This is a genomic window from Lutimonas saemankumensis, from assembly GCF_020171465.1.
GTDB classification, from domain to species: domain Bacteria; phylum Bacteroidota; class Bacteroidia; order Flavobacteriales; family Flavobacteriaceae; genus Lutimonas; species Lutimonas saemankumensis.
In genome coordinates this window covers 1112299-1128989 of record NZ_JAIUZR010000003.1, presented here as the reverse complement: position 1 = coordinate 1128989, position 16691 = coordinate 1112299, and the positions used below count along the sequence as shown (strand labels likewise).

At 38.0% G+C, this 16691-nt stretch carries 18 protein-coding genes; 4 read left to right on the top strand and 14 right to left on the bottom strand.

Features of this window, described 5'->3' with window-relative positions; translation table 11 throughout:
* Positions 1-11: 11 nt before the first annotated feature.
* From LCM02_RS06535 to LCM02_RS06525, 3 genes are all read right to left on the bottom strand, one after another.
* Positions 12-389, bottom strand: coding sequence for a hypothetical protein (locus LCM02_RS06535; protein WP_224927519.1), 378 nt, complete (start codon positions 387-389; stop codon positions 12-14).
* Between the two features lie 9 nt (positions 390-398).
* A complete protein-coding gene (gene purB / locus LCM02_RS06530; protein WP_224927518.1) occupies positions 399-1742 on the bottom strand; it encodes an adenylosuccinate lyase in 1344 nt (447 codons plus the stop codon).
* 61 nt (positions 1743-1803) lie between these two features.
* Complete coding sequence (locus LCM02_RS06525) at positions 1804-2358, bottom strand: hypothetical protein (protein ID WP_224927517.1); 555 nt, start codon at positions 2356-2358, stop codon at positions 1804-1806.
* Positions 2359-2545: 187 nt separating this feature from the next.
* Between LCM02_RS06525 and LCM02_RS06520 the strand changes: the two genes are divergently transcribed.
* The 3 genes from LCM02_RS06520 to LCM02_RS06510 all read left to right on the top strand — a co-directional run bounded on the left by LCM02_RS06520 (position 2546) and on the right by LCM02_RS06510 (position 5557).
* Positions 2546-3247: a toxin-antitoxin system YwqK family antitoxin gene (locus LCM02_RS06520; protein ID WP_224927516.1), complete on the top strand. Its 702-nt coding sequence runs from the start codon at positions 2546-2548 to the stop codon at positions 3245-3247.
* A 96-nt stretch (positions 3248-3343) separates the two neighbouring features.
* Positions 3344-4531 (top strand): tRNA 2-thiouridine(34) synthase MnmA, encoded by a 1188-nt coding sequence (gene mnmA / locus LCM02_RS06515; protein WP_224927515.1) that lies wholly within the window; start codon positions 3344-3346, stop codon positions 4529-4531.
* Positions 4532-4600: 69 nt separating this feature from the next.
* The gene (locus tag LCM02_RS06510) at positions 4601-5557 is read left to right on the top strand and encodes an NAD(P)H-dependent flavin oxidoreductase (RefSeq protein ID WP_224927514.1); all 957 of its coding nucleotides are present in this window, start codon (positions 4601-4603) and stop codon (positions 5555-5557) included.
* 79 nt (positions 5558-5636) lie between these two features.
* Here LCM02_RS06510 and LCM02_RS06505 read toward each other — a convergent pair whose 3' ends face one another.
* The 11 genes from LCM02_RS06505 to LCM02_RS06455 form a co-directional block, all read right to left on the bottom strand.
* On the bottom strand, positions 5637-6563 hold the full coding sequence (locus LCM02_RS06505; protein ID WP_224927513.1) for a lytic transglycosylase domain-containing protein: 927 nt from the start codon (positions 6561-6563) through the stop codon (positions 5637-5639).
* Positions 6564-6587: 24 nt separating this feature from the next.
* The gene (gene rfbC / locus LCM02_RS06500) at positions 6588-7127 is read right to left on the bottom strand and encodes a dTDP-4-dehydrorhamnose 3,5-epimerase (RefSeq protein ID WP_224927512.1); all 540 of its coding nucleotides are present in this window, start codon (positions 7125-7127) and stop codon (positions 6588-6590) included.
* Positions 7117-7785, bottom strand: coding sequence for an alpha/beta hydrolase (locus tag LCM02_RS06495; protein WP_224927511.1), 669 nt, complete (start codon positions 7783-7785; stop codon positions 7117-7119). Before LCM02_RS06495 ends, rfbC begins: the two co-directional genes overlap by 11 nt.
* A gap of 7 nt (positions 7786-7792) precedes the next feature.
* The gene (mtaB, locus tag LCM02_RS06490; RefSeq protein WP_224927510.1) at positions 7793-9127 is read right to left on the bottom strand and encodes a tRNA (N(6)-L-threonylcarbamoyladenosine(37)-C(2))-methylthiotransferase MtaB; all 1335 of its coding nucleotides are present in this window, start codon (positions 9125-9127) and stop codon (positions 7793-7795) included.
* A gap of 108 nt (positions 9128-9235) precedes the next feature.
* The gene (locus LCM02_RS06485; protein WP_224927509.1) at positions 9236-10258 is read right to left on the bottom strand and encodes an endonuclease/exonuclease/phosphatase family protein; all 1023 of its coding nucleotides are present in this window, start codon (positions 10256-10258) and stop codon (positions 9236-9238) included.
* A 17-nt stretch (positions 10259-10275) separates the two neighbouring features.
* Complete coding sequence (locus LCM02_RS06480; protein ID WP_224927508.1) at positions 10276-11133, bottom strand: rhomboid family intramembrane serine protease; 858 nt, start codon at positions 11131-11133, stop codon at positions 10276-10278.
* Positions 11134-11145: 12 nt separating this feature from the next.
* Entirely contained in the window at positions 11146-11883 is a 738-nt protein-coding gene (locus LCM02_RS06475) for a rhomboid family intramembrane serine protease (protein ID WP_224927507.1), read from the bottom strand.
* 5 nt (positions 11884-11888) lie between these two features.
* The gene (gene mutL, locus LCM02_RS06470) at positions 11889-13742 is read right to left on the bottom strand and encodes a DNA mismatch repair endonuclease MutL (RefSeq protein WP_224927506.1); all 1854 of its coding nucleotides are present in this window, start codon (positions 13740-13742) and stop codon (positions 11889-11891) included.
* A complete protein-coding gene (locus tag LCM02_RS06465) occupies positions 13742-14032 on the bottom strand; it encodes a hypothetical protein (protein WP_224927505.1) in 291 nt (96 codons plus the stop codon). The genes mutL and LCM02_RS06465 overlap by 1 nt, the downstream gene beginning before the upstream one ends.
* 93 nt (positions 14033-14125) lie before the next feature.
* Positions 14126-14608 (bottom strand): 6,7-dimethyl-8-ribityllumazine synthase, encoded by a 483-nt coding sequence (gene ribH, locus LCM02_RS06460; RefSeq protein ID WP_224927504.1) that lies wholly within the window; start codon positions 14606-14608, stop codon positions 14126-14128.
* Positions 14609-14614: 6 nt separating this feature from the next.
* Positions 14615-15379 carry a tetratricopeptide repeat protein gene (locus LCM02_RS06455; RefSeq protein ID WP_224927503.1) on the bottom strand — a complete coding sequence of 255 codons (765 nt, stop codon included), beginning with the start codon at positions 15377-15379 and terminating at the stop codon, positions 14615-14617.
* 212 nt (positions 15380-15591) lie between these two features.
* Here LCM02_RS06455 and recF point away from each other — a divergent pair, with 212 nt between their 5' ends.
* Positions 15592-16689, top strand: a complete 1098-nt coding sequence (gene recF / locus LCM02_RS06450; protein WP_224927502.1) for a DNA replication/repair protein RecF — start codon at positions 15592-15594, stop codon at positions 16687-16689.
* The last annotated feature ends 2 nt before the right edge of the window (positions 16690-16691 follow it).

The window sequence follows — 16691 nt, the reverse complement described above, 5'->3', positions numbered from 1 at the left end:
TAAGATCTAAATTATTTTATATCAAGCTTATATGCAGTCCCTTTTTGTTTGAACTTTGAGCCCTTGTAGTAGGCGCTAAATTCGTATCCGTTCTTTTTGATACTTGTTATCTTTACGTGGAAGGGCGTACTGTCAAGCAAAGTTTTTGGACGGGATTTTGTCAATACATATTCAAACTGATCAATCCATTTAATATCAAAAGTATCGACACTTCCCTGGTATTCTTCAATTTGAATCGAGTCATTTCTGGTCGCATAAGATTCGGTCTGTTCATCTTCAAGAACTGTTTTATAACGACCCGATTTTAAATCATCAACGCGCAGCCTCTTACCCTGATCACATGAAATGAAGAAACAAAAAATCAGAATTAGCAAAGAATAGCGCATCATTGAATAGATTTAAATTCCAGTATAGTTATGAGGAGTTATGGCTTTCAACTCATCTTTGATATGTTCCGCGACATCTAAGGTGTCGATAAATTCGGCAATTGATTTTTGATCAATTTTTGAATTTGTTCTGGTAAGACCCTTTAGGGCCTCATAAGGGTCAGGATAGGCTTCTCTTCTTAAAATGGTTTGAATGGCCTCTGCAGCAACCGCCCAATTATCTTCAAGATCTTTGTCGAAGGCCTCCTGGTTCAGCAATAGCTTATTTAAGCCTTTCATTGTTGATTTTATAGATATGATGGTATGGCCCAAAGGAACACCAATATTTCTAAGTACGGTAGAGTCCGTCAGATCTCGCTGTAGCCTGGAAACAGGTAGCTTAGCCGATAAATGCTCGAATATGGCATTGGCTAAACCAAGATTGCCCTCACTGTTTTCAAAATCAATCGGATTTACTTTATGAGGCATTGCCGATGATCCTACTTCACCTTTTTTGATCTTTTGCTTGAAATAATTCATGGAGATATATTGCCACACGTCACGATCAAGGTCTATGATTATTGTGTTGATCCTTTTCAATCCGTCAAAAAATGCGGCAAGGTGATCGTAATGTTCGATCTGTGTGGTAGGAAAAGAGTGGCTTAGTCCAAGGATATTCTGAACAAAATGGCTTCCAAACGCTTTCCAGTCATTTGAAGGATAGGCTACTTTATGAGCATTGAAGTTACCGGTGGCACCCCCGAATTTAGCTGCAAAAGGAACTTCATTCAGCAATTTGAGCTGTTGTTTTATTCTTTCAACAAAGACCAGGATTTCTTTTCCTAATCTCGTAGGAGAAGCAGGCTGTCCATGGGTTTTAGCCAACATCGATACGCCTGACCATTCTCTTGAAAGGCTGCTCAGTTTCTCAATTAAGCTAAGGATTGACGGTAAATAAACATTTTCATAGGCATCTTTTAAAGATAAAGGAATAGCCGTATTATTGATATCCTGCGAAGTAAGCCCAAAGTGGATAAATTCTTTATAAGATTGTAATTTGAGCAGGTCAAATTTTTCTTTGATAAAATATTCAACGGCCTTGACATCGTGATTAGTCACATTTTCTATCTCCTTAATCCTGACAGCATCTTCGGTACTAAAGTCCTGATAGATTTTTCGAAGTTCAGTAAAAACGCCGGAATCAAATTCCTCAAGCTGAGGTAAGGGAATTTGACATAAGGCAATAAAATATTCAATTTCAATTTTGACCCTGTATTTGATCAATGCTTCTTCTGAAAAATAGGCCCCCAGTTCATCTATTTTATTCCTGTATCTGCCGTCAATGGGAGAAATCGCATTTAAAGTAGTCAAATTCATAAAGTTTCAATTTTTAGTAAGTTGCAAAAATAGGACTTTAAGTAATTTCTGCGGTATTCTTTTATAGATTTTTCAACAATTTCCTGGCATGTGCCTTATAACCGGAAGAACCTGATTCAGTCTTCATTTCCAAGATCGATCTGAGCTCATGACCAATCCACGTTTCTTCCATTGACCATAAATTTAGGGTGTCCATGGCAAAAACCTGAGTGGCGACTTTGTGATCTTGAATAAGCCAGTCAAAATTGCAGGAAATAATTGTTTCTTTATCATTTGTACCTAATTCAGGTCCAATATAGGTTTCTGAAAAATAATAGGAGCACCAGTAAAAACAGGTTTTTGAGGCAGGTCTTAATGCGCTTTCATGGCTCAATCGAGGGAGCCCTTGAATAAATTTACTGATATAGTCGTCCAAGACCCTGAGATCTTTCATACACACAAGTTCCAGTACCCATGCGGCCTTTACGTGAAGAGGATCAGAAACATCATACATCTTTTCAATCAGTTCCGGAAATAAGTCGGGATTTTCAGAGATGGCCATAGCGGCTCTGTCACGATAGATTCTCTTGGCGTTGATAATACCCTCTAATATGCCGATAAGCCTCTGATTGCCCATTAAAATAGTATTCTATTCATTTTTTAACTGTATCAAAACCTTTAAGTTATCACGATGAAAGCCCGGTTCTGTAAAAATGGCCGCAAACAATAAAATTAAAAAATATTTCTATTTTTATCCTTTGATTTACGGATTTTAAACAACAAATTACGCTATTTTAAGTTATCTAATTACTAATATGATTTCAATGAAGAAACTTAGCCTTTTTTTAATATGCTTTTTGCAATTCGTTGTCTTTTACGGTCAGGGAGATACCAATCAGATGGATGAAGAGGGCAAAAGACATGGATTGTGGCGTAAATACTATAATAATAATCGAGTTAGATATACCGGGACCTTTGAACATGGGAAAGAGGTAGGCGTATTTAAATATTATTCAGCCTCAAATTCTGACTATCCTATTATTGTTAAAGAGTTTGAAGCCTCAAGTGACCTGGCCAAAGTAAGTTTTTACACTCCGCAAGGGGTTCTTGAAAGTAGAGGAATGATGAAAGGAAAGCTGAGAGAGGGAAAATGGCTGTTTTATCATCCGGACGGAAAATCGATCATGAGCGAAGAAAATTATGTAAATGGTAAGCTTGAAGGAGACTACAAGACATTTTATCTGTCAGGAGAACCTACCGAAATAACTACTTATAAAAACGGGCTTCTGCACGGTAACTATAAAAAATACTCGATTAAGGGCTTCCTTTACCAGGATTTTAATTACGCCAACGGTAAATTAAACGGGATGGCTGTTTTCTACAGCAGAAAAACCGGTGATTTGATCAAAAAAGGACCCTTCAAAGATGACTTGAGAGTTGGTACCTGGGAGAATTATGTTGATGGAGAACTTGTCAGTACGGAACAGCCTGCTTTAAAACCTGATCAAAACAGGGATCAAAACTAAGATTCAATATTATTTTGACAACTTTTTTAAGGCTTTTTTCAAAGTAAGAAAATAGCTGTGGATTTTTGTATCTTTGCCGACGCAATTTTAGTAAGCATGAAAAGAGTAATTGTAGGATTGTCCGGAGGTGTAGACTCAAGTGTAGCTGCCTATCTTCTTAAAGAACAGGGTTATGAGGTTATTGGCCTGTTCATGAAAAACTGGCATGATGACAGTGTGACCATTTCCAAGGAATGTCCATGGCTTGAAGATAGTAACGATGCCATGCTCGTTGCGGAAAAACTCGGTATACCGTTTCAGGTAGTTGATCTGAGCGAACAGTACAAAGAAAGGATTGTTGATTATATGTTCCGTGAATACGAAATGGGACGGACACCAAATCCTGATGTGCTCTGCAACAGAGAAATAAAATTTGATGTGTTCATGGATATTGCCATGGGACTCAATGCAGATTTTGTAGCAACCGGACATTATTGCAGAAAGGATGAACAGGACATTGATGGAAAAAGAATCTATAGCCTATTGGCGGGTAAAGACAATAATAAGGACCAATCTTATTTTTTATGTCAGCTCTCTCAGGATCAATTAGCAAAAGCGTTGTTTCCAATAGGTGAACTGAATAAGTCAGAGGTGCGTGAAATAGCTTCAAAATTAGACCTTGTGACAGCCGAGAAAAAGGATTCTCAAGGGCTCTGCTTTATAGGAAAAGTAAGATTGCCTGAATTTTTACAACAGCAGTTAAAACCAAAAGAGGGTGACATTATTCAAATTCCAAATGATTCTGATATCTATAACGTACATGAACCTCAAGGACTCGGAGCGGAGGAGGTTTTGAAATTCAGAAGCACCAAATATGTTTATTCCCGGCAGGATGGGAAAAAGGTTGGAGGGCATCAGGGCGCTCATTATTTTACAAAAGGTCAGCGAAAAGGTCTGGCAGTAGGAGGTACCGTAGAACCTTTGTTTGTAATTGACACTGATGTTGAAGAGAATATTATCTATACGGGAGAAGGGAAAAACCATAAAGGTCTTTATCGAAGTGCCTTATTTGTCAGCGAGAATGAAATTCACTGGATCAGAAAAGATCTTAGGATGAAGGCAGGTGAAGAAATGGAGGTTATGGCTCGAATTCGATACAGGCAATCCCTTGAGCAAGCCACCTTATTCAAAGCTGAAGATGGTATGTACGTATCTTTTAAGAATCCTCAGTCTGCGATTTCAGAAGGCCAGTTTGTTGCATGGTACCATGATGACGAACTTTTAGGTTCAGGAGTTATTAGCTGATTTCAATAAATTACCGTTAACATTTCTGATTAAAGTTTTATTTTTATCCTTAATTCTAAAAATGGAATTATGGAACCTTCAGAGAATAAAATATGTTCACTTTTTGATATCGACTTTCCCATCATTCAGGCAGGAATGGTATGGGTGAGCGGGTATAAGCTGGCATCGGCAGTGAGTAACAAAGGAGGTCTCGGGCTGATAGGGGCAGGATCAATGTACCCGGATGTACTGAGAACACATATCAGAAGGTGCAAATTGGCAACAGATAAACCGTTCGGAGTTAATATTCCCCTGTTTTATCCGGATCTGGAGGAAATCATTCAGATCATCATTGAGGAAGGAGTCAGGATTGTGTTTACTTCTGCTGGAAATCCAAAGTTGTATACCAAATATTTTCAGGATCACGGGATTAAAGTGGCTCATGTGGTAAGTAGTGTCAAATTCGCAAAGAAATCGGTTGAGGCCGGGGTTGATGCTGTGGTAGCAGAAGGATTTGAGGCCGGAGGTCACAATGGGAGGGAGGAAACCACTACCTTTACTTTGATTCCTATGGTTAATGAAAGCATCGAGACCCCTTTGATTGCAGCGGGGGGAATTGCTTCCGGGCGAGGGATGTTGGCGGCCATGGCTTTAGGTGCCGATGGAGTACAGATTGGTAGCCGTTTCGTTGCCAGTACCGAATCATCAGCCCATATTAATTTTAAGAACGAAGTAGTAAAAACAAAGGACGGAGGTACGCATTTGACCCTGAAGGAACTGACCCCTGTAAGATTGATAAAAAACGAGTTTTATAACCGCGTAATGGAACTATATCAGAGCAACGCATCCGCAGATGAGTTGAGTGCTCTGCTGGGGCGGGGAAGAGCCAAGAAAGGAATGTTCGAAGGCGATCTCGAAGAAGGGGAACTTGAAATTGGTCAGATAGCAGGACTCATTCATGACATTAAGCCCGCAGCTATGATCATTCAGGAAATTCTCGATGAATTTACAGAGGCCCAGGAAGGGCTAAAAAAAATTCGTTTTTAGTAAATCTTTTAAATTGGAAATTTTCCCTGATAAATTCTGCAAAGGACCAAAACCATTGCATATTGTAAATTCCCTATTCCTATTTCGGAATTTTGATCTCGTACAATCTCCGTGTTTTATTGTTCAGTTTATTCTCTCTCAACCAAGGGTTATACATTTTAAGCTCCTTATAATTCGTTCCAAATTTTTGGGCAAAATGGGCTATGTTGGTAATCGCTGTATCAACTTGAACCGTATAGGTTGGCCCCATCTGGTATAAGTCTTCTTTGTCGAATTCGAACCCATATTTTTCAGGGTGGCTCAAAATTTCTTTCGCAGCAACAATTCTGGGGATATAACGCTCAGTATTTTCACCGGCAAGTACGTCGTAATAACTGTCAACCATTTGCTGTTCAAGCCTTTTTTCTATGCCGTAATTTCCAGCGTGGTATGCGGCTGCAGCAAGGGTCCAGCTTCCCAGCCTTTCCTTGGCAGCAATCAGATAATCACAAGCTGCTCTAGTCGCTTTTTCGAGATGATATCTTTCATCGACATTACTGTTGATCTCCAAACCATTTTCCCTTCCGGCATCTTTCAGCATTTGCCACATCCCTTTAGCCCCTGCAGGTGAGGTAACATTACGGAGGTCACTTTCTATGACAGATAAATATTTAAAGTCATCAGGAACTCCCTTTTCTTTCAAAATTGGCTCTATAACAGGAAAGTATTTATGTGTTCTTTTGAACCACAATAAGGCATTTGACTGCCAATAGGTATTTACAAGCAACTCCCTGTCAATTCTTTCTCTTATATCTGTTTTGTCCAGTTCTACTTTTTCACCGGCAAAACTCAAGTTGTCTGGAATTTTGAGGGCCTTAATTCTATAATTGCTGTCTACGTTCTCAGAAGTGTCTCCAACCGAAGATGCTGATTTCGATTTCTCAACATCAGAATTTTCGGCATTTATAAAAAAAGCGGCTAATATGATAATACTTGTTATTACGATGAATCGATATGACCTGTTCATGGCTATGAATTTGTGTTTAAAAAATTAGAAGGGATTTTCAAATGTAGCAAATTTTTCGGCTAAACGATCTTTTTCCGTTAAAATTGGATCCGTAATTCCCCATTCAATCTCAAAATCAGGGTCATTCCATAATAAGGAAACCTCACTTTTGGCATTATAATAGTCTGAGCATTTGTAGTTGAGAATTGTATCGTCTTCCAGACTTAAAAATCCATGGGCAAATCCAGCCGGAACAAATAGTTGTTTTTTGTTTTCTCCGCTAAGGACATGTTTAAAATGTTGTCCATAGGTTCTGGACTCTTTTCTGAGATCAACGGCAACATCCAGAATACTTCCTCTTATGACCCGTACAAGTTTTGCCTGTGCGAATGGCGGTAACTGGAGATGCAGGCCTCTTAGAACATTCTTTTTCGAAACCGATTCATTGTCCTGCACAAACTTTTCCTTGATCAGGACTTCCGTTTTTTTTTGATTGTAGGATTCCATAAAATATCCTCTTTCATCGGCATAAACATTGGGAGTTATAAGTAATAAATCCGGAATGTTGGTCTGTTCAATAATCATTTTGCAGGAGTCTGTTTATTATTTGATTAATTTTTTTTGCCTTTATGAGTATCATTGCGTGTGTTCCACCCTCAACAGGTATACAATTTTCAATATACTTAATTGGAAAGATTTCGTCCCTTGTACCGTGAATATGTATGAGGTCAGAAACGGAGGATTTATTTTCCCAATGCAGAACCGCCCGCAGGGACCAATTTAAATATTTTTCGTTTCTTACCCCCAGATATTTGTTATATAATTCTCCTTTTTTTTTGAGATGAGGATGATAACTGAACCTTGTGAAATCATCAATTTTTGACAAGCGCCTGACTGGGAAAAGTTTATAAACCCTCAATGACTTTAAAAAACGAAGTCGCTTAGGCATTTCCTGTTTGCCTTTAATACTTGAGATTATAATTACTTTTTCCACCTTTATCATCCTGCTGATTTCCTGAACAAGAATACCCCCAAAAGAAACCCCAATCAATATCGGATCGGAGTGTTGAATCAGTTCAACATACTTCTGAGCGTATTGTTCAACAGGCTCTTTTTCATGTGCCGGAGGAATCCATTCAAGATAATGAAGTTCTGTTTTCAGCGGATCAATTTCAATATATTCGAAGATCCTGGGGCTGGCGGCCAGACCCGGCATAAGATAAATATGTTTTTTGTCTGCCATTGACAATTTAAGCCATTAAGGCTTGCTCATTTTTAATAAACCTTACGAGTCCGTCTTCGTCAATTTGTGTGAGTTTAACAGTATGAACGGTATTTGCCAGTGCCGGATCCCAAGGGGCTTTTACCTTAACGTAGTTTTGAGTAAAACCATGGATGTATCCTTTTTTATTTTCATCCTCAAACAATACTTTGAGCTCATTTCCGATTTGAGATTCATAAAAGGCCCTTCTTTTTTTGGCAGATAATCCTCTCAACATTTTGCTCCTTTTGTTTCTGATATTCTGAGGAACTACTGCTTCCATATCTGCCGCTTCGGTATTAGGCCTTTCAGAATAGGTAAAAACATGAAGGTATGAAATATCTAAATCTGACAATAAATTATAGGTTTTTAAAAATAACTCGTCTGTTTCTCCCGGAAAACCAACAATGACATCAACCCCGATACAGGCATCAGGCATTACTGACTTGATTTTTTTGACACGATCGATGTACAGATCAGTCTGGTATCTCCTTTTCATGGTTTTAAGCAATTCATCACTGCCACTTTGAAGCGGAATGTGGAAATGAGGAACAAAGGATCTGGATCTCGATACAAAATCGATGGTTTCATTTTTTAACAAATTGGGCTCAATGGAAGATATCCTGACCCTGTGTATCCCTTCTACCGTATCAAGTTCCTGAATGAGTTCCAAAAATGTATGTTCATGCTTTTTGTTTCCGAATTCACCCTTGCCATAATCACCAATATTCACCCCGGTCAGCACAATTTCTTTAATACCCCTGGCTGAAATTTCTCTGGCATTATTCAAGACATTGTCGAGGGTGTCACTTCTTGAAATACCTCTTGCCAAAGGAATTGTACAGTAGGTGCATTTGTAATCACAACCATCCTGTACTTTTAAAAAGGCTCTTGTTCTGTCTCCTATGGAATAGGAACCTACATAAAAATCGGCTTCATCAATTTCGCAAGAATGAATCTCACCAATATCATTTTTGGATAAATCCTGAATATAATCCAGAACCTTAAACTTTTCCGTTGCGCCCAGGACCATATCAACGCCATCTGTATTGGCCAGCTCTTCAGGTTTTAGCTGAGCATAACAGCCAATGGCTATAATAAATGCCTCCTCATTCATTTTTAAGGCAGATCTTACAATGGTTTTGAATCGTTTATCTGCATTTTCGGTAACTGAACAGGTATTGATCACATAGATATCCGCGTAATCATTAAAATCCACTCTTTCAAATCCCTCATTTTGAAAATCTCTTGCGATGGTTGAGGTTTCAGAAAAGTTCAACTTACATCCCAGTGTATAAAAAGCTACTTTCTTATCAGTCGTCATGATCAAATCTTTGGCGTGGACAAAAATACAATTTTTCGTCGAAGGAAAATTTTAAACATTCTTAAATTACCGGTTGCTTTTATTTACCTGTATTTCTTAATAAATAGTTCAATAACTCAGTTTGGCAAGAACGGGTTCATGATCGGAAAGTTTCAGATTAAAATTCTTATGCTGATTCACCTTTAGACTGGGATCAGTCAGGATAAAGTCTATTCGAAGGGGGTATCTGTTAAAAGAATAAGTCCTGCCAAACCCCTTTCCCGATTCGATAAAAGTATCATTTAGATTGGATTTAAGCATACGATAAGCCCAGGAATAGGAGGTATTGTTGAAATCTCCACTGATAATGACCTTATGGCTGCAATTTACCCTGTGCTCAATGAATTTTTCAACCTGCTCCTGTTGCTTGGTAAAAGATTTTTTTAATCGGTATATCAGTTTTTTCGACCTGGTTTCATTCAGATTAAGATCAACACTATCAGGTTTTATTCCAAAAGATTCAAGATGAATGTTGTAGATCCTTAAAGTATCATTGTTTCGCAGAATATCAACAAAAATCGCATTGTTAAAAGAGTTTTCAAAATCCAGACTTCCTTTATTCACAATGCGGTATTTGGAATAAATGGCGAGTCCGCTGCCTTTTCTTCCACCATTCAGCTTTTCATAGACATAGGGATAGTTCAGGTTCAGGGAATTATCTTGTCTAAATTCCTGGAAGCAGATGACATCAGCCGTTTGCCCTTCAATAAATTTTGAAATTTGCTCGGCAACATTTTCTTTTTTGATCCATTTATACTTGTTGAATAATCGGACATTGTAATTCATAATTCCGAAACTATTACCGCTTACGACCTCCTTCGATTTAAATTTATATGGGAACAATGAAAGCCCGACAGCCAAAAGAATACAGATCGAAGACAATAAAAACTGCTTTTTGAAACCTGCCAGAATCCAATAAAGAATAAACAGGATATGAGTGAAAAGTACAAGAGGAACGGCAAGGCTGATTACAGATAATAAAGGAAATGAATTTGGCGGAATATAGGGAATAAGCACTGAGGCAAAAAAGACTAATGCCGCAATATTGTTCAAAAAGAACATGATCTTATTTAAAAACGACAGGTTTTTCAAGAGGGGATCGTTTTAAATTACTTCTTTCCGGCCTGAAACAAGAAGTCTTTTTCTTCTTTTGTCAAAGTATCATAACCGGATTTACTAATCTTATCCAGAATAGCATCAATTTTTTTCTGCTCTTCAGACTTGCTTAAGGGTTTTTTATAGGTTTTCTTTTTAGAACTTTTATAAACTGTCTTTAAAGGTTTCTTTTCTCTCTTCATAAATAGGCTCTGCAAAGAATCCAGAAGATCACGTCCCTGGTTCATATAACTTGTAAGTAAAAACCCGATCAGCGATCCACCGAGATGGGCCAAATGCCCTCCGGCGTTGCCCGCAGGGATTTGTACGATGTCCAATACGACCAATCCAACAGCAATATACAACAATTTGATGTTACCGATAAACCTGAATCTTAAAGAGTAATGAGGTATATGCGATGATATACCTACCACGACTGCCATTACCCCGGCAGAGGCTCCCAGCAAGATGGTCTGTTTTGTTTGAAGTCCGGGTAAATAGTTATAGGACAGCATATAAACCAATCCACCCGATAGAATTCCCAGGATCATATAGAGTAAAAACTGTCTCGAGTCAAAGAAATCCAGAAAGAGGTTTCCAAAATAATACAAGACCAGCATGTTGAAAAGAATATGAAAAAAGCCTGAGTGCAGAAATCCATATGAAAGTATGGTCCAGGGCCTTAACAATAAGATATCAAATTCGGGTTGCAACGAGAACCAATGAACAATGAAATTACCGTCAATCTGAAACAAAAAAGAGAGTGTATTGAAGAGGTAGGTAAGTATGAAAATAACAACATTGAGAATAATAATCCTTTCAACAATGCTTCTGGAAACAAACTTGTGATATAAATGATTAAACCAATTCATTTTTTCTTCCTTTTAATTCCATCTTTGAAATTGATTCTTTTGCCAATATTTCATCATAATAAATCCAATAATGGCACCTCCGACATGTGCAAAATGAGCTATTCCTCCACCGAATATTGAGAATCCGGTAACCCCAGAAAACAGATCAAGCCCAATAAGGACAGGGATGAAATATTTTGCTGATATGGGAACAGGAAGAAATATCAATGCAAGTTTTGCATTTGGAAAGCTCATTCCAAATGCTACAAGAACTCCATAAATTGCTCCAGAGGCTCCCACTGCAGGTGTATTGTATATCTGGTAAATTTCAGCAAGCCTGGATTCGGAAATCTGATTCAAAATCCCGGAATTGTATCGCCCTGTTTCCAATAATGACTGTATCTCTGCCGGTTGCAGCCCAATCGAGATCAGATCCTCATAGATTCCGTTAAACTGGAAATAGTTTACTGCGGTATAAATAAGCCCGGCACCGATCCCGGCCGAAAAGTAGAAGAATATGAACTTATTTCTTCCCCACATTTGTTCCAAAGGAGAGCCGAAGGCCCATAAGGCATACATATTGAATAGAATATGCATAAAACCACCATGCATGAACATATGGCTTACAATCTGCCATGCTCCAAAATGATCATTTTTTGGAAAATACAATGCGAGCCAGTTACCCAGGTTTAAACCGAGCATAGAACTTGCTGCAAAAAAGATAACATTTAGAATTATTAAATGTTTGATGGCTTCCGTCAATCTGCCCATATCAATTAAGAATTAAATTTTTCTTCCAGGTCATCCAGTGACAAGGTAATAAATGTTTTTTTGCCAAAAGGAGAATAATTAGGTTCTTTACAGGAAAACAAACTATTTAAAATATTTTCCTGCTCTTTGTTGTTGAGAATGGTTCCAGGTTTTATGGCCAAACTTTTTGCAAGGCTTTTTGTAATCATATCGATCTGACTGAAGCTGGATTCGGGAACTTCATTTTTAAAATTATCTATCAGGGTTTCTAAAATATTGATGACCTCTTTTTCCGAAATGGTTGTTGGAATTGCATCGAGTATCAAAGCTTCATCTTCGATTTTGGAAATATGAAAACCAGCACTTTTCAAGTCTTGCTGAATTTGTTTTACTACAGGGATGTCTATTTTGCTGATGGAGATACTTAAAGGAAACAACAGTTGCTGATGCCCTAAACCTTCCATGGTGATCTTTGCAAGATATTCTTCGTAAATAATTCTTTGATGGGCCGCATTTTGATCGATGAGTACCATTCCTGACTTGATGGAGCTTGCAATGTATTTTGACTGCACCTGGAAGGTCTTGAATGAAGTTGACTCTTCAGATTCATCAAATAATTCCTGCGAAATATTGTCGAGATCAACGGTAATGTTTTCAATCAACTCTTTTTCCGGATGATCACTCAGGTATAGAGCCTCCCAATGGCTGTTTTTCTCATGTCTTTTTATACCCTGATACTGATTTTCGGATTTAAATGGATTGTAGTTCTGGTCAACTTCTATACTCGGTTCACTTGTATATGCTTTATCTTTAAACGAATAAGGCGTATCAAGTTCTGCGTCACGGTTAAAGTCTAATACCGGAGCAACATTATATTGACCCAGGCTGTGCTTAATCGTTGATCGAATAATCGCATAAAGGTCTCTGTCATTGTCAAACTTGACTTCCGTTTTGGTGGGATGTATGTTCACATCAACACTTTCTGCTGGAACTTCTAAAAAAAGAAAATAGGAGGGGTGGTAACCGGGCTGAAGCAGGCCATCATAGGCATTCATTACGGCATGATTCAGATAAGGATTCTTGATGAACCTGTTATTTACAAAAAAAAATTGTTCTCCTTTTTTCTTTTTGGCAAATGAAGGCTTGGTAACAAATCCTTTGATCTTCAGAATATCAGTATCTTCCTTTATCGGAACCAGTTTCTCGTTGGTTGCCTTTCCCATGATCGCCACAATTCTTTGTCTTGAATTACTTATCCATTGGGTACTTTTACCTTTAGGAAGTTTAAAAACTTCATTTTCATTGTGAACCATTGAAAAAGAGATATGCGGATAGGTAAATGCGATTCTCTGGAAAGCGTCAATAATATGCCGGGTCTCAATTGTATTTGATTTTAGAAAGCTTCTCCTGGCAGGAATATTATAAAAAAGGTTCTTAACTTCAAAAACAGATCCTTTAGAGCAATTAGCAGGTTGCTGAGTCAAAATCTCTCCACCATTTATTTTAATTTCCGTCCCTAATTCATCTTCCGAAGTTTTGGTTTTCAAATGAACGTGTGAAATGGCAGCAATTGAAGCCAGAGCCTCACCTCTAAAACCGTTTGTACTCAGATTAAACAGATCTTCTGCCTTCTTTATCTTTGAGGTGGCATGCCTTTCAAAGGCCATTCGAGCATCCCCGGCACTCATTCCCGCTCCGTCATCAATAACCTGAATAAGTGTTTTTCCGGCATCCTTAATAATAAGTTTGATGTTTTTGGCTCCTGCATCAACAGCATTTTCCATTAATTCCTTAACAACCGATGCAGGCCGCTGCACCACTTCTCCTGCAGCTATTTGATTGGCCACATTATCTGGAAGTAATCGTATGATATCTGACATTAAAAAAGTTTATGCAATTCAAAGATGTATGCTAAGATTCCGACTAAAATAGCAATAATTATTGCAAGGCGCAGGTTTACCGCTCTGTTGGAAGAAGCTTTTTTATGACGAGACCAGCTTGATCTTAGTTGCTCCTTGGTAAGGGTAATTTTTGGTATATCATCCGATGCACCCTCTTTGTTTTCGTATTTCGCCTTTAGTTTTTCCAAACGCTCCTTTCGTTCGTCATAATAACGAGGTTTGTAATCAAACACATAGTGCGACCTGGGTTTAAAAGCATTACCAAACATGATTCTTACTTTTGCAGTTACAACAAAATTAAAGAAATAAGATTAGTTGGTCAAATAAAGTTCTGTTAAAAGGTATGCTATCCTGGCAAGTAATTACTGTTTACTTTTGAGTTCAGCCATTTTTATTGCGGCTACAGCACACTCAACTCCTTTATTCCCGTGTTTCCCACCTGATCTGTCAACGGACTGCTGTTTATTATTATCGGTTAGAACACAGAAAATTGTCGGGGCACTATATTTGATATTCAAGTCCTTAATACCCTGTGTCACTCCTTCACAAACAAAAGTAAAATGCTCGGTTTCGCCCCTTATAACATTTCCAATAGCAATGACCGCATCAAGATCATTTTTTTCAAGCAGTTGTTTACAGCCCCAGATTAATTCAAAGCTCCCGGGAACCTGGACAGATATAATGTTTCCGGGTTTGGCTCCGTGTCTTAAAAGAGTTTCAACGGCTCCTTCGTATAATTTTTGAGTAATTTCGGGATTCCATTCTGAAACGACCAAACCAAATCGAAAACCTGAAGCATCAGGAATGCTGTCAGTGTCATATAAGGAAAGGTTCGTGGTCGCCATGAAGTCTTATTTTTGCCCTATTTGTGCACGTTGAATATAAACCGAAATATTCCTAGCTTCTTCTGATTTAGGATAGTCCTTTTCAATTCTTGAGTAATATCCTTCAGCTTCACTGAATCTTCCAAGTTTCATGGCTGTATTACCTGCTCTGAAAAGATACAATGGAGAAGTGAAGTTATTATCTTTAATGTTTGCGGCTTCCACATAATATTGCAATGCATCTTCAGGTTGCTCAATTTCAACAAAAGCATCCCCAATGTTTCCTTTTGCAAGAGCAGCAAGCATCTCATCATCGGATGAAAAATCACTTAGGTACTTGATGGCACTTTCGTAATCACCCGTTTTTAAGAAGGCGATTCCGCTCATGTACTTAGCCAGGTTTCCGGCCTTTGTACCACTATAGTTGTCAACGATGTCAATAAGGCCGTATTTACCATCTGCTCCGTTGAGACTTAAATTATACAGTGAATCAACTTCTACACTTGTGTTCTGAGCCTGTTCAAAATATTTTTTTGGAAATGCCAGTTCATCGGCCGCTTCCTTTTCCTTTGGCTCAACAATGTATTTGTTATAGGCCAGAAAGGCAAGAATTATACCTGCAACAACAATCAGTCCGGTGAAAATTATCTTTTGGTTCTTCTCTACCCATTGTTCTGATCTTGACGCTGTTTCATCCAAGGTGTTAAATACCTCGGCTGTTGTGCTCTGATCTTCAATGTTTGCCTGATTACCTTTCTTTACCTTATTACCTCTTTTTTTGTAAGTCGCCATGCGTATTTTTATTGATTGCGCAAAAATAAAATTTTTATTCAAATTATTGACTTAATTTAAACTTAATTTTTGTTTTTTTGTACTGCACGGGGATCTAACTATAGTAAATTTGTAAATTACTGATATGTAGTTGTTTAAACTGATTTAAACGGTCACATCAGATCTTTGTTGCCTGCTTTGGTTCAGTTTTGAGGTTTGTTATTTTTTTATCTATGTTTTTATCGAGTATTTCACTGATTAATTTTAAAAATTTTGAGGAAAGATCCTTCAGATTTGATCAGCGAATTAATTGCCTGGTAGGAAATAACGGAGTTGGTAAGACCAATGTTCTGGATGCGATTTATTATTTGTCTCATACAAAAGGGTATTTTAATGCTGTTGCCTCACAGAACATAAAACACGGCAAGGATTTTTTTGTGGTGGATGGGGTTTATCTGAAGGAGGAGAGAGAAGAACATATTCATTGCAGTTTAAAGAGGGGAAACAAAAAAGTATTCAAAAGAAACGGAAAGGAATATGAAAAGCTTTCGGATCATTTTGGTTTGATACCCCTGGTTATTATCTCACCTTCGGATACGAATCTTATCAGTGAAGGAAGTGAGTTCAGAAGAAAGTTTATGGATATGATAATTTCCATGAATGACAAAGAATATTTTCAGGATCTGATTCATTACAATAAGACCTTGAGTCAGCGAAATTCCCTGCTAAAATATTTTGCTTCCAACTTTACATTCGATCAAGACAATATTGAGATCTATGACGAGCAGTTGTGTTTGTACGGAGAAAGAATTTTTGAGAAAAGAAAGTCCTTTATCCGGGAATTCACCCCCATTTTTAACAGGAGATATCAGCATATCATTGCAACCTCCATGAATGAATCAGTAAAGGAGGAGGTAAGTTTTTCATACAGAACTCAACTGAATGATTCTGATTTTAGAACTTTGCTTCAAAGACAACTTGAACGTGATCGAATTCTTCAGTATTCCTCTGCCGGGATTCACAGAGACGACCTGCTATTTCACATCAACGACTACCCGGTTAAAAAGGTGGGCTCGCAAGGGCAGCAGAAATCATTTTTGATTGCCCTGAAATTGGCACAGTTCGACCTAATTTCGAAAAAATCAAATATTAAGCCCATTTTGTTGCTGGACGATATTTTTGATAAACTTGACGATCAAAGGGTAGGGCAATTGCTTAATTTGGTCAATGATGATAGTTTTGGTCAGCTGTTTATTACAGACACCCATGATAAGAGAACGGAAGATCTGATCCGGCAAACCGGCCAGTCCTATAAAATGTTTAGCCTATAAAA